This is a genomic window from Candidatus Bartonella washoeensis Sb944nv (assembly GCF_000278135.1).
In the GTDB taxonomy this organism is placed as follows: domain Bacteria; phylum Pseudomonadota; class Alphaproteobacteria; order Rhizobiales; family Rhizobiaceae; genus Bartonella; species Bartonella washoeensis.
In genome coordinates this window covers 276,909-290,595 of the sequence record NZ_JH725022.1, presented here as the reverse complement: position 1 = coordinate 290,595, position 13,687 = coordinate 276,909, and the positions used below count along the sequence as shown (strand labels likewise).

Genomic DNA, 13,687 nt, shown 5'->3' with positions numbered 1-13,687 from the left:
TATTATTAAAATAACTGTATCAGAACAATACAGCTGGAATTTTATTATTATTCATTTTAGCAAATGTAAAATATAATTTGTATAAATAACAATAAAAATAATTTATAAACAATAAATACATTATGCTTATATTGTATTTATACAAAACGTATGTTTTGTTGAGTAATAATACTATTTACAATACTGTTTAAATATGCGACATCAATCGCTCTTTCTCTTAAACAAAATCATAAATTCAAATGAATCACTCACAAGAAAAGCTAGTATCGTTCTCTTGGTTTACAAGAACGACAAAGAAATATATTTATTATGTCATCGAACTCTGTTGCGTTGCTGTTGTTTTGCGGTTGCTGGGCTTGGTAAATCCTTTTATTTTTCAAGCGATTATTGACCGTATTCTCCCCTTCCAGCGTGCGGAAAGCCTCTATGCTATCGTTGTCCTTATGATTGCTATCATGCTGTTTAGCACGGCTCTTAGCTCTCTCTCAGGATATTTAGGAGCTTACTTAGCCAATCGGCTAACTCTAGAATTTGTAAGTCGTATTTATACCCATGTGTTAAGCCTCTCCTTGCCTATTTTACGCACTTGGCAAGTAGGAGAACTGTTCACGCGTATTGGAGAAGTTGATACAATTCGTGTTTTTTTTAACTGGAACCATTGCCACAATCGTATTGAATTTTCTCTTTGCCATTATTTATATTGCTGCACTCTTTTCCATTAGTCCCAAACTTACCTTTATTGTCCTTATCATTTTACCCTTGCAAATGGGTTCTTTAGCGTTGGTCGGTCCCTTCTTGCGCCGCCAATTACGCCGTGCTTTCACTCTGCAAGCTGTCCATAAATCGCGCCTTATTGAAAGTTTTACTAATCTTGAAGCCATCAAAGCACATGTAAAGGAACCAGCCCATACGATACGCATGCAAGAAACTTTAGCCCGTAGTTTAGATCAAAGCCTTACAACCAATAAATTACATCTTCTCAATGGAGCCATGAGTCATATCTTTGGTGATCTTTTCATTATTTTTATTATCTTTTTTGGTGCTCAAGCAGTTCTTCAAAACCAAATCACACTAGGGCAACTTATTGCCTTTCACCTCCTCGCCGGCAATGTTTCTGGTCCTATTTTAAGCCTTGCCTCTTTATGGGAAGAATGGCAGCACTTAAAAATCTCTCGTCTTCGTTTGGGCGATATTCTTAACGCCCCTTCAGAATGGGAAAATGAAAAGCCTCCCCTTCAGCTCACCACAATACCTCATCTTGAAGCCCAAAATATCCGTTTTTCTTATGGAGAGAAGCCCATTATCAATCATCTTGATGTCTATTTACAACCTGGGCAACCGATTATGTTACTTGGTCCTTCAGGGTGCGGAAAAACAACCTTGGCGAAGCTCCTTTGTGGTCTCTATCCACCAACAAGCGGGAAGATATTGATTAACGCACAACCTTTACAGAATTTTGATTTCCGTAGCGTGCGTAAAACAATCGCATATTTTCCCCAAAATCCTTGCCTTTTTTCCGGAACCATTCTTGAGAATATGCTTCTCGCCAAACCCGATGCCACAAAGGATGAAATAGACGCTGCACTGTATGCTAGTGCTTGTCAAGATTTGATTGCTCAGTTGCCTCTAGGACTCAATACTCAAGTGGGAGAGCAAGGTGGATTTTTATCAGGTGGTCAACGCCAACGTTTGGCTTTGGCCTGTTTCTTTCTGATAAACCCAAGCATTCTCATTTTGGATGAACCTACTTCCGCATTAGATGACACAGTCAGTGCACAGATTGTTAAGCATTTATATCAACTTTCGCAAGAACGCATCGTTCTCGTCATTACTCACAAACGTGATCTTTTTCCCCAGCATGCAACTGTCTTAAACTTCACTGATCTGGAAGCAAAAAATGGCCGATAAAGCTCCCTATTTGCGCCCTTTATCGCCAACGCTTCATATGGTGGTTGCTGTTTTGATCGCCTTATTCCTCTTTATTGTGATCGGGAGCTTTATCGCAAAAACAGAGATTGTTGCACAAGGACAAGGAAGTGTTATTCCCACCGCTTACGTTCAGCTAGTGCAAGCACAAAACACAGGTCGCATTGAGCAAATTCTGGTCAAAGAAGGTCAATTTGTCCATCAAGGCGATCTTCTTATTCAATTGGACCAACGTGAAGCCCTCAATGAGCGCGCACGTGTTCAAGCAGATATCGCACAACAAACCCTTCAAGCACAAATCGCAACAGCTATTTTAACAGCTTTAAAGGAAAGCGATCCTTTGGATAAAGACTTTGTAACCAAAGGGATTACCTATCTGCAAATCCCTTCCTCCAGCAATACGACTGCAAGAATGGAAGGGAAAAAACTCATTAGCGCTACCCTTCAATCTCTTCAAGATAAATTAAAAGCACTAAAAGCCCAATCTGATCGCATCGTGCGCAACGGTGCTACACAACATGCGCAATTAGATAGGTTAGAAGATGATCGTCAATTAAGCCAAGGAAAACTAAAAGCTGCAAAAAGCCTGATGGAAACAAAAGTCATCAGCCAAGCACTTTACTTAGAGCGTTTACATGACCTCAAAAATGTTGAGCATGACATTTTAACCAATCAAAGACGTTTGGAAGAAAATGCCGCCGAAATAAACACCCTCCACCAACAACAGCAAAGCCTCATTTCCGATGAAATCGCCCACTACCGTCAACTTTCGCGTGAAACAGAACTGAATCTTCAAGGATTAAAAGCAAAGCTTGATAGCACGCAATACCGCCTTGACCACTTATCACTCTATGCACCCGTTGATGGACGTATCGATGATTTAACTATCCACACTTTGGGTGGCTTTGTAGAAGCTGGTAAAACTCTCATGCGTATTGTCCCTGTTGCGGGTGGCCTCATTGTCGAAGCATTTTTTGATAATCGAGATATTGGTTTTTTAGAAAAAGGCCAACGTGTTTATGTAAAATTTTCCGCCTTTCCGCCTGAACGTTTCGGCGTTATTTACGGCACTGTCGTTAATGTAGGCGCTACAGCACGCTATGATAAAGAAATTAATGGTGCCTATGCCGTTTTAATCAAAATCGACCAAGATCATATCACTTTGAATGGTAAACAGCTTAAATTTATCCCAGGCATGACCGTAACAGCTGATGTCATCACGGCAAAACGGCGTCTCATTTCCTATTTCTTTGAGCCTATTACTAAAATTTTAGAACAATCTCTAAAAGAAAGATAAAGATTAATGTGTGTGAATGAAAATCCTTTACCATCATCCATAGATCCTGTTCCAGCTTTAGGAGCTATGGTCATTTTAATGCTTACATCCCCCTTATACCGCCGTTGGCGAATTTGGGATATCGAATTCAATATAGGACCAGCCTTACGCACTGGCCAGTACAAACTCTATAAAAACGAGCACGGAGAATTTTGCGCTTTTATCACTTGGGCTTTTTTAGATGAGAAAAATCATCAATCTATGCTTGAAAAGGGAGAACTTTTACCCAATGCCAATTGGCAAGGTGGAAAGTATATGTGGTTCATTGATTGTGTCGCGCCCTATGGACAACGCTACTGGCATCGTACGCGACATGCAACGGCATGTTTTTCCCAATCAGCATTATTGTTATGCTGTCCGACGCAATGAGGACGGTGGGATACGAAAAATTACCCGCTGGTGTTGCTATAGAACGCAAACTCCATCCAAATAACTTTTGTAAACGAAGTAAACATGAATCATTTTGAACCTTCCTCTCCCATACGCTCTTATAAATAAGACTTATGAAAATCGATTGTTTTGAGGATCTTTGTTTATAATCAAGGCTGGTTTTACTGTCTAAAGTCACGACTACGAGTGATATTTTTAGCGTAACAGATTGATATGAATGGTTATAATCAGTGTTGGCGCATTGGTTATGCCTTTTAAATCTGTTGAAACCATTGGCCTTGTCGCTTTACTTAATCGGACTTCATACATTCTAAAACCCAAAGAGAAAATCTGGAGGCCATAATGCCCCCAAACCTATCAAACAAGGAGCAGATTGACATAAGGATTCATAAGTCAATAGATTTAAAATCGTTCTTATTTACGCATAACACACGCTATCTTTCGTCTAATCGCTGCTAACCACTTTTTAACCATTGCCAAAACATTTTTATACGTAAAATGAATTCTTATCATTCGACCACTTGAAGTTGTTAAGCAGCAAAGTAAGCTCTCTAGATAACCGTCATCACGATATAAGAAGCCTTTTATAGCCGAAAATATTGAAAAGAGACATTGGCACACATTAAGGTAGATCTCTCCATTCAAAATGATCCCCCAAAAAACTGACGGAGTATCCGAATTTGAACTATGTAAATAGGCCGAAAATATCAACAAATCAATGCGGACTGAGAACTCTAGGGAAAAAAAGCAAGAAACAAAGATTTAGAAATAATACGATGAAGATAGTTCAGTCACCCTTAAAGATATCACGGCTATAGTAAAACTGAATTAGTACAGCTTCTTCCTTGTATGGAGACCTATTGGAGTGAATAAAAAACACGAAGGGAACTAAAAAACAGTAAATAGATTGATTGAAAAAATGAGCAAAAATTCGTCCATAAATCTGGAAACAACAGTTTAGCAACCAAAGCGCTTTTCAAGCTTCGTTAAAATAATACAGCACCAATCTATACAAAAAAAGCTGCTATAAAAAGACTCACATCAATCAAAATTACAATTTTAGGATAAATACAAAACAAAAAGAGCCAAAGATCCTAAATGCCTCTGATTGTGGCTGGGGTACCTGGATTCGAACCAGGGAATGCCGGTACCAAAAACCGGTGCCTTACCGCTTGGCTATACCCCAAAAAAAGAACATACTCACATGCACGCGCCTACCTTATAGCGATTCCCGTGAGGGTGTGCAATATCTGAAAATCAAAGCTCTTATTTTTTATCATAAAGTTTTTAAGTCTTATTCGTGTCTCATTGATGCAAAATTCGTAACAAAAATCGTACTTATTCATACCTCTCAAACAAGAGCTGATTATCTTCCAGCCTTTTGTATTTTGCCATTTTCTCTGCTTATACTATTTTCCATTGATAGCAAAAAAATTTAAATTTATATTTCACTAACGCATTTAATAGCCTAGCATCAACTATGGCATATCATAGTATCTTTTTTGATGCATTCAAACCTAAGCTATTCAAATGAAATAAGGAAAATCTAAAGCTTTGTGTATTAATCATCTTGTCTTCTTGACCATATTCTTGATTTTCGGTTATTCATTGCACGAAATTCATCTTTCCTCTCCCCATACAAAGTAGAGCTTTGGCCGATAATGCATGACAAACGTATGAGATCACCATAGCGAATGCGGTTTTTGGTTAATATGTGTAGAATGCCAATCATAATTTGGCTTATGAAATGTTGTCAGTTTATGCAAAAAATCAATGATATCTGCAAAAGGAAATGGCTAATAGTCCTTTGAAAAAAACTGTGACAAAATAAGGACAGATTTTATGGTGAATAGCCTAAAAAAACTTTGTAAAAGTAAGTGAAGACATTTTACATAGAGCTAAATGTTGAAGAGAGATATTTTAGGTAATATATACATCAACTGAGTGCTGTTTAAGTTACTTTTCATTCATTAAAAATGAGATATTGATGTTTTTGGTTAGGTGAAGAGCCCGTGAATTGCTGTAGAGGCATGATTATATAAATCCATGAATTTTGATGATTAAGCACATACATCCAGAAAAAGCGCTTTATGAAGAGATGATCATTAAAATTAAATTGGTACACACAATATTCAATATTTGCTTTTAAACACTGTAAATGCCAAATTAAATTTATGGAGTGAGCTTAACAATTAGAAATGAGGAGATTTTAAATGGCTTTTGAATTGGCCGAGTTGCCTTATGATTATGATGCCCTTTCACCTTATATGTCACGCGAAACGCTTGAATATCATCATGATAAGCATCACCTTGCTTATCTTACGAATACCAACAATTTTGTGAAAGATTTAGGCTTAGAAAATGAAAGCCTTGAAAATATTGTAAAAAAAAGCTTTGGACAGAATATTGGTTTGTTTAATAACGCAGCGCAATACTACAATCACAACCATTTTTGGCATTGGATGAAAAAAGGTGGTGGTGGTCAAAAGCTGCCTGAAAAATTAGCAAAAGCCATTGAATCTGATCTGGGCGGTTATGATAAATTCCGCGCAGATTTTATTGCTGCTGCTAGTGCCCAATTTGGTTCTGGATGGGCGTGGGTTGCTGTTAAAGATGGCAAACTTGAAATTATGAAAACCCCTAATGGAGAAAATCCTTTGGTCCATGATGCTCAACCTATTCTAGGTGTTGATGTATGGGAACATTCCTATTACATTGATTATCGCAATGCGCGCCCAAAATATCTTGAAGCTTTTGTGGATAATTTAATTAATTGGGACTATGTTTTAAACCTTTATGAAGATTGCAAACTTTAAGCTTTTTGCGCGGTTTTAATCTTGTGTCAAAAGCTCCATAGCTCGTCATGTTATGGAGCTTTTTAGCAAGTTAACAGAAATTTTTTCTCGCTATCTTTAGGATATATGCGTAAATATACGCAACTTCTTCCAACTTTGAAAAACGCCCTGCTGCACCTGCATGACCTGAATCCATATTAATGCGTAATAAAATCGCATTATCGTCCGTTTTTAAGTCGCGCAGTTTTGCCACCCATTTTGCAGGCTCCCAGTAAGTTACACGAGGATCAGTTAATCCTGCAATCGCAAGGATAGAGGGATACCTTTGTGCTTTGACATTATCGTAGGGTGAATAAGAGGCTATAAGATTATAATCCTCTCGCGATTCAAGGGGATTCCCCCATTCAGGCCATTCTGGAGGCGTTAATGGCAGTGAGTCATCTAACATAGTTGTTAAGACATCAACAAAAGGCACATTTGCTACAATCCCAGCAAAATCCTGTGGCGCTATATTTGCGATAGCACCCATTAACATTCCTCCTGCCGAAGCACCGTAAGCGATAAGCCTGTCATGAGCAGTGAATTTATTGTTTACAAGATAGCGTCCACAGGCAATGAAATCTGTAAAGCTATTGTATTTAAAGAGGTGTTTTCCTTTCTCATACCACGAAACTCCTTTTTCTTTTCCTCCACGAATATGAGCAATAGCATAAATAAAACCTCTATTAACCAAAGAAAGTACATTGCTATTGAAACTCGCAGGAATGGATATGCCATAGGCACCGTAGCCGTAGAGAAGACAAGGTGCACTGCCATTAAGAGCAATAGTTTTATGATAAAAAACGGAGATAGGGATTTTTTCACCATCATCTGCAATTGCCATAATACGTCGTGTTACATACTCATCTTTATTATGCCCTGAAGGAATTGTTTGCGTTTTTAAGAGCATTCGTTTGCGACTTTTCATCTCATAGTCAAAAACTTGATCAGGTGTTGTCATAGATGAATAGGAAAAACGTATGGTTTGGCTATTATATTCTGCCGCACCTTGTAAACCTAACGAATAAGCTTCTTCTGTAAAAGCAATGGAATGAATTTGCTGGGTAGTACGCTCCATTACTTTTATACGAGGAAGCCCCTCAAAGCGTTCAAGCCAAATAAGAAAATCTTGATAGGCATCATGGGATAGTATCAAGCGTCCCAGCTGATGGGGTACAAGCTCAGACCAATTTTCTGATTGCGGAGATGTGTATGGCGCTACCATGATTTTGAAGTCTTTTGCGTTATCTAAATTGGTAAGAATATAAAAGACATCACCACCTTCTGTAAGTGAATATTCAATACCTTTTTGTCGTTTCCGTACGCATTGAGGAGCAGTGAACGGCGCTTCAGCAGGGATCAGCCAAATTTCTGACGTTTCATGATCATGAATGTTAATATAAATAACGTCATTAAGCTTAGAACCACTTACGTGTAAGAAAAATCCTGGGTTATCTTCACAAAAAATAAGCTTATCTTGCGATTGATCTGTGTGTAATCGGTGATAATAAAGCTGCGAAGGTCGGTGGTTTTCATCCATCTTAGTATAGAAAAAACCTTCAGATTTAGCATCCCAAACAATATGTCCAGATGTATCAATAATTGTATCCGTGCAATCAGCCAATGTTTCTAAATTACGAATTTTAGCGACGTAAAATTCTGATCCTTTGTCATCATAAGTCCATACAACATGTCTATGATCAGGAGACTCTTGAACTAAACCAAAATTAAAATATTCTTTACCTTCGGCCAAAACATCACCATTAAGGTAAACGTTTTTTTCTCCTCCATTCCTAGGTGTCCGAAAATAATGTGGTTGCTGGCCTCCAGTAACATAAGAAACCCCATAAGCAAAAGGGCCATGTTTTATAGGAACGGAACTATCATTCTCTAGAATGCGGCTTTTCATTTCGGCAAAAAGCAAATCTTGTAATGGCTTTGTATCAGCCATTTGTGCAGCCTGATAGGCATTTTCTTTTTCAAGATGATTCCTAATATTTTCTTCAAGACAGCTAGGAGTTTTAAAAACATCTTGCCAATTAGATGCACGCAACCAGTGGTAAGGATCTTCGCGACAAATACCATGATGCACGTCTTTATAAACCATTTTGGATGCTTTAGGTGGAAGTATGGAAGAGCTTGTCATACACGTTCCTATGTTAAAATATGTCAATGATTTCGTTTATATGTTAGAAACATAAAATTTATGCAAGTGCGTAAATCTATACGTCCCGCTCACTTGCAAACGTATAGCTGTGGTAACTTCCCAATTACCTATGCACTTCTGTTTATCACATATTCAGAGGTATTGTCTTCTAAGAAGACAACCTTGCTTTGATAGATAAGTTAAGAAAATGAAGCTATTCAGTAGCGAAATTGAATTTTTCTTCAAACAGTAGAATTTGTTTCTGGATATACACAATAAAATTTATTTTAGAACAGAAAACATATTTTAGATGTTGATATTACAAAGCTGGGGAGGAAAAAACCCCCGATGCCATGCTGATAATGTAATTTTATATTATTCTAGTGTTCATTATCATATAATATTCCGCATCGCTTTATATACTTCAATCTCTTATTTTATCCACTGTATTTTTTTGAATTTTAAAAATCATTTAAGCTAATTTATTATGTTCAGAAAAGATCATCTTATAATACCAAAAATTGATTTTACAAAACTAAAAAATAAAATGTAATAATATAAATATATAAAATAAAAGTCTTAAATCATATATTACATTTTTAAATTTAATATTTTTATTTCTATGTTCTCTAAAAATAAATAAATTCATTCTATATTATTTTTTTAATTTATGATATATTTGGCTTTTATGCATGATCTTTTATAGAAAGTACTATATTCTAACAGGAAAGAATTTATTTCTTCTTACCCTATATTATGACAAAAAGTAGGTATTTATTTGATTTTTTTGTGTTTTGGCGATTTTATAAAATAATTGAATTGACAAAAAAGATTTTTGTACAATATGAAACCTACGTGCATGGGATCTCTGTATTGGAGTATAAGTGCCAATGAAATCTCAATCTTAAATTAAAGGAAAAAAGAATGGAACATCGTCCAGTCTTAGAGACTGAAAGCAATTTAGTTATTACATTAGTTGCTGATATTGTTGCTGCTTACGTCAGTAATAATTCAATCCGACCGACTGAAGTGCCAAGTTTGATTGCTGATGTTCATGCTGCTTTTCGTAAAGCAGGGAACGTAGAGTTAACAGAAGTCGAAGTCGAAAAGCAAAGACCTGCCGTTAACCCAAAACGTTCGATCTTTCCCGATTATCTCATTTGCCTCGAAGACGGGAAGAAATTTAAATCTTTGAAGCGCCATCTCATGACACATTATGGAATGTTGCCAGAAGAATATCGTGAAAAGTGGCAATTGGATAGTTCTTATCCTATGGTTGCACCCAATTATGCAAAGGCACGTTCAGCTTTAGCCAAAGAAATGGGACTTGGACGTAAAAGCAAACGGAGAAAAAACAAATAATCGGATTTTAAAAATGATGCCTCTAGTATGTAAACGTGCTTTTGCGGGGCTGTGTTTTCCGTGAGAGTTTTGTCAAGTTGTTACTCTGAAAGTTCGGTTCTTATACGTAACCCTCATTACGAATTCGTTGAATCATCGATTTGAGGCCATTTGAGCGTTGTGGTGTAAGGTTTTCACTTAAACCAAGTTTTTCAAAGAGCCCTTCAGCATTAGCATCGCGAACTTCAGAGGCTTTTTTTCCTGAATAGAAGGCGAGAAGAATATAGATAAGTCCACGCACAATGTGAGCATCAGAATCACCTTGAAACGTTAATGTTGGATTTTCGGAATTATCACGCGAAGATAAAAGCCACACTTGGCTTACACAACCAGGGACTTTGTGGCCATCGTTTCGAGCACTTTCTGGAAAAGGCGGTAATTCTTTGCCAAGTTCAATCACATAACGATAACGATCTTCCCAGTTATCTAGAAGAGAAAAATTTTCTATAATATCATCGATCGTTTCTACCATAACCTCAATCCTGTCCTGCCATGTTTTATTTTTTGATGATGATGCTAATGTATTTCCTAAGAAAATAAGTCTTTATTCCTTTTAGCATGAAACCAATAGTGAGTATTAAAAAGTTTTGTTTCAAGGGAGTGCTAGATGATTCTATTTTTGTGTTGACTTTTGTACATCGGCTTTGGGAGAAATGTCTTCAGGTTAAGGTACATTCTTGTCAGCTAATATACTTCCGAAATACTCGTAAGCTGCTTTTGCACCATAACGTGCACGTTCACTCAGTGAACTTAGAAAAGATTTGCCGACTTTACAGGCTTCTATATTCCGTTCACAAAATGTTCCTACATCATTTAGAGTCTCTTTAAAAGCAGTCATAACATCGCTCGTTGTTGTCTCACTTTCTCTTTGGGTAGAGAAATGATTGTTACTTGGCTTTGCTGCAAAAAATGAAATGACAACAAAAACAAAAAACAAAAAAAATGATAATTTGATTAAAAAACGTATCATGGGCAACTAGTGTACCACAGTTGGAAATAGAAACAAAAGCAACAGTTTATACTTTTTTTTATTTATAAAAAATTTATAAAATTTGCATTCATGGAATTGAGCATTCGTTTATCAAATCTGTATTATTAACTATGTTATAATCATTAAATGATGCAGCTATTCACAGACATAATACATTATCTTTTTATTAGGTTCTGTACATCTAACGCTTTAAGTGAGAGAATAATGCAAGCATAAACCAGTATTCTCATAAACGAAAGCTTTTATCGAATCACCAGAAGATACATCCAAAGTAGCAGAGTTTATTGAAGCAGAATTTCAGAAGGTAACATTTTTTGTAAAGGTGTCCATCATTGTTCTACAGTGCCTTCTTGTTTGAGTGAAAAAGAAGAACAGCGATGCAATTTTGTTTCCTTATCTCATCTCTTTATGCATCTGAAAATAACCTTTATAATAATAACTTATGTATTTTCACCCCCTTTAACAAGCTGAAGGGTTTGAGTCATATCGTTCCAGTTTCGCAGCATGAAGAGAAAATACAAAGCTTGCAAAGCATCCATCCCAGCATGATTCTCGCAGTCCATCTTCTCTTTCTTTTTCCCAATGCTTACCTCTGCATGCTAACCTTATCTATAGCTTAGAACAGAGACGACGTTGGATAAAGATAGCCTCGATCCTCACAGATTTACCATCATAACCAATAGTTCTTGGTAAGCGTTTCTAAAACGGCTGCCAACCCTCTTTCTGAAACCAAGATCATAACGTTTATTGATACCGCACTATACCTCTAAGGAAAGTGAAAGCTTTTACACTTTTAAAATAAAATGAATGTCTTTAACAGAATGATGAGGATGGTTTTCAGTTCTCACGTGCATCCCAGAAAATTACCTTACTAAACGGTAAATTCTTCACCATTCCACACACTTGATGTCATACTAATCTATAATAATATGTCCGTTTTTTAGAAATAGGACGTTACCTATCACTCAACCTTTTATTTCAAATCTATTGAGGTGTACACAATAGGCACCTTAATATCAAATTTGCACAGTCAAAGAGAAATTATTGGAGATATATGGGCTTGCACTTTTATCACACTATAATGGAGGCAAATACACTGTGATAGAGAAAATAATAAGGTATATAGGGTAATAGGCGAAGCTTAGAATACTTTCTAGCTTCTTTTATCATTTTCTGTTGCTACAAGGAAGCCCCAATATAAAATTGAGAGATGTAAGCAAGCTGTGTACCTATTCCTGCAGATATTTTTTGAAAATAACTTTAGCTAAAGTTTACGAAATTTATCGAATATTAGTAGAATAGATTTATATCGGCACATGATTTGTAGTAACTGGGCTAATCCACCGTTAAACGCAAACGTAAGTTCAAGTATGCAGACATTTGAGAGAGAGACTGCCATTAACTTTCCAGCATTCTATGGTATCTCAACTTAATTTCAAATGCTATCAAAGATATATGTAAAAAGGATGTCATGAGATGATGTATAGACTGTCGTTTAGATAATCATAGAAAATAAATTTATACGATGATGAGATGGAGAGAAGTGGATAAAGGCTATTGTTGATTTATAAATGATACTTCTCATATTGCGATTTTATTTATTTTAATGATTTGAAAGGTTGGAGAATAACAACGTAGGTGCATTTCTCCCTATCACTAAAAATGTGAAGTAATTTATGTTTGTTTCCGTGAATAAATAATCGTTATTGGAAATTAAAAATAAAAGTAATGAAAAATAAACGAAAGACACGCAGAAAAAAAACTGAAAAACAGCGTAAATACTATAGTAGTATTTTTATAACAATTCTTCTTATAAGCGGTCGTTTTATTTTTTGGATAGCAAAATTAATTTATTTCTATACTCGAAAAAATACTTTGTTTTTTATTGGATCTCTTCTTTTTATAATTACTTTTGGATTTATTTCATTTAATGCTTTATTTTCGCAAATGCCTCAAATGAAATTTACATCGGTTGTAAATATAGAACAAAATTCGATTTTTCCCACCCCAAAAGCAAAATTTCAAGAAAATACACGTGTTACTTCTGTATTACTTCCGAGTCACTTAAACAAAAATTCATCTTCGAGTTCTTTAGCAGAAAGCACACTAAAAATGCAAAAAAAGCTCGCAAAACTAGGACTTTATGATGGTCCTTTAGATGGATTAGAGGGACCTAAAACACGTCGTGCCATAGCATTATGGAAACAACAAAATGCTGACAGAATGCAAAATAGTGTTTTATCCAAGCCCATAACAGATGAAATTGCGGCATTAATTGAGCGTAGCGAAATGGAGATGGTAAATGAGACAATAAAGACTAGAGATATGACTCGCTCAAAAGAAACTGTTTTAGAACCTCCTGTTGCAGATATTATACAAGTACAAAAAGCTTTACGTATTTTTGGTAATCACGAGATTATTGTCACAGGTGTGGAAGATCAAAAGACAGGTGAAGCCTTAAAACAGTTTCAAAAAATGTTTGATCTTCCCATAACAGGTAAAATTAATCATTCAGTTTTGATGAAAATGCGTGAAGTTGGTCTGTTAAATTGAAGAGAACCGTTTATCTTATCAAGGTAATACATTTATTTATAACGATGATTCATTATTTTTCATATTGAATTAGCCCGTAAATACAGCAAGTTTTTCTTATTTTAACCCGT

General features: G+C 36.0%; 11 protein-coding genes and 1 tRNA gene. 7 read left to right on the top strand and 5 right to left on the bottom strand.

Going from position 1 to position 13,687, the window contains the following annotated elements:
- The first annotated feature begins 356 nt into the window (after positions 1-356).
- From MCQ_RS09500 to MCQ_RS01220, 4 genes are read left to right on the top strand one after another with little or no spacing between them, the layout of a single operon-like run.
- Positions 357-722, top strand: coding sequence for an ABC transporter transmembrane domain-containing protein (locus tag MCQ_RS09500; RefSeq protein ID WP_245256372.1), 366 nt, complete (start codon positions 357-359; stop codon positions 720-722).
- Positions 637-1,908: a peptidase domain-containing ABC transporter gene (locus tag MCQ_RS01230; RefSeq protein WP_245256371.1), complete on the top strand. Its 1,272-nt coding sequence runs from the start codon at positions 637-639 to the stop codon at positions 1,906-1,908. Before MCQ_RS09500 ends, MCQ_RS01230 begins: the two co-directional genes overlap by 86 nt.
- Positions 1,898-3,223 (top strand): HlyD family type I secretion periplasmic adaptor subunit, encoded by a 1,326-nt coding sequence (locus tag MCQ_RS01225; protein ID WP_006923052.1) that lies wholly within the window; start codon positions 1,898-1,900, stop codon positions 3,221-3,223. The genes MCQ_RS01230 and MCQ_RS01225 overlap by 11 nt, the downstream gene beginning before the upstream one ends.
- Before the next feature lie 12 nt (positions 3,224-3,235).
- Positions 3,236-3,631, top strand: coding sequence for a toxin-activating lysine-acyltransferase (locus tag MCQ_RS01220; protein ID WP_244595342.1), 396 nt, complete (start codon positions 3,236-3,238; stop codon positions 3,629-3,631).
- 1,132 nt (positions 3,632-4,763) lie between these two features.
- Here MCQ_RS01220 and MCQ_RS01215 read toward each other — a convergent pair.
- Positions 4,764-4,838, bottom strand: a tRNA-Gln gene (locus MCQ_RS01215).
- 1,027 nt (positions 4,839-5,865) lie between these two features.
- Between MCQ_RS01215 and MCQ_RS01205 the strand changes: the two genes are divergently transcribed.
- Positions 5,866-6,468, top strand: coding sequence for a superoxide dismutase (locus MCQ_RS01205; protein WP_006923050.1), 603 nt, complete (start codon positions 5,866-5,868; stop codon positions 6,466-6,468).
- Between the two features lie 70 nt (positions 6,469-6,538).
- Here the strand turns inward: MCQ_RS01205 and MCQ_RS01200 are convergent, their stop codons facing one another.
- Positions 6,539-8,632: a S9 family peptidase gene (locus MCQ_RS01200; RefSeq protein ID WP_006923049.1), complete on the bottom strand. Its 2,094-nt coding sequence runs from the start codon at positions 8,630-8,632 to the stop codon at positions 6,539-6,541.
- Positions 8,633-9,556: 924 nt separating this feature from the next.
- Between MCQ_RS01200 and MCQ_RS01195 the strand changes: the two genes are divergently transcribed.
- On the top strand, positions 9,557-9,994 hold the full coding sequence (locus MCQ_RS01195) for a Ros/MucR family transcriptional regulator (protein ID WP_006923048.1): 438 nt from the start codon (positions 9,557-9,559) through the stop codon (positions 9,992-9,994).
- Positions 9,995-10,094: 100 nt separating this feature from the next.
- Here the strand turns inward: MCQ_RS01195 and MCQ_RS01190 are convergent, their stop codons facing one another.
- The 3 genes from MCQ_RS01190 to MCQ_RS09765 form a co-directional block, all read right to left on the bottom strand.
- Complete coding sequence (locus MCQ_RS01190) at positions 10,095-10,505, bottom strand: SufE family protein (RefSeq protein WP_006923047.1); 411 nt, start codon at positions 10,503-10,505, stop codon at positions 10,095-10,097.
- Positions 10,506-10,697: 192 nt separating this feature from the next.
- Positions 10,698-11,003, bottom strand: coding sequence for a DUF5330 domain-containing protein (locus MCQ_RS01185; RefSeq protein ID WP_006923046.1), 306 nt, complete (start codon positions 11,001-11,003; stop codon positions 10,698-10,700).
- 461 nt (positions 11,004-11,464) lie between these two features.
- Positions 11,465-11,587, bottom strand: a complete 123-nt coding sequence (locus MCQ_RS09765) for a hypothetical protein (RefSeq protein WP_280176708.1) — start codon at positions 11,585-11,587, stop codon at positions 11,465-11,467.
- 1,165 nt (positions 11,588-12,752) lie between these two features.
- Here MCQ_RS09765 and MCQ_RS01180 point away from each other — a divergent pair.
- On the top strand, positions 12,753-13,577 hold the full coding sequence (locus MCQ_RS01180) for a peptidoglycan-binding domain-containing protein (RefSeq protein WP_006923045.1): 825 nt from the start codon (positions 12,753-12,755) through the stop codon (positions 13,575-13,577).
- The last annotated feature ends 110 nt before the right edge of the window (positions 13,578-13,687 follow it).

Excerpts from the sequence above, each read along its gene's own strand:
- MCQ_RS01225 (WP_006923052.1), top strand. The coding sequence starts at position 1,898 with ATGGCCGATAAAGCTCCCTATTTGCGCCCTTTATCGCCAACGCTTCAT.
- MCQ_RS01205 (WP_006923050.1), top strand. The coding sequence starts at position 5,866 with ATGGCTTTTGAATTGGCCGAGTTGCCTTATGATTATGATGCCCTTTCA.
- MCQ_RS01200 (WP_006923049.1), bottom strand. The coding sequence starts at position 8,632 with ATGACAAGCTCTTCCATACTTCCACCTAAAGCATCCAAAATGGTTTAT.
- MCQ_RS01195 (WP_006923048.1), top strand. The coding sequence starts at position 9,557 with ATGGAACATCGTCCAGTCTTAGAGACTGAAAGCAATTTAGTTATTACA.
- MCQ_RS01190 (WP_006923047.1), bottom strand. The coding sequence starts at position 10,505 with ATGGTAGAAACGATCGATGATATTATAGAAAATTTTTCTCTTCTAGAT.
- MCQ_RS01185 (WP_006923046.1), bottom strand. The coding sequence starts at position 11,003 with ATGATACGTTTTTTAATCAAATTATCATTTTTTTTGTTTTTTGTTTTT.
- MCQ_RS09765 (WP_280176708.1), bottom strand. The coding sequence starts at position 11,587 with ATGGACTGCGAGAATCATGCTGGGATGGATGCTTTGCAAGCTTTGTAT.
- MCQ_RS01180 (WP_006923045.1), top strand. The coding sequence starts at position 12,753 with ATGAAAAATAAACGAAAGACACGCAGAAAAAAAACTGAAAAACAGCGT.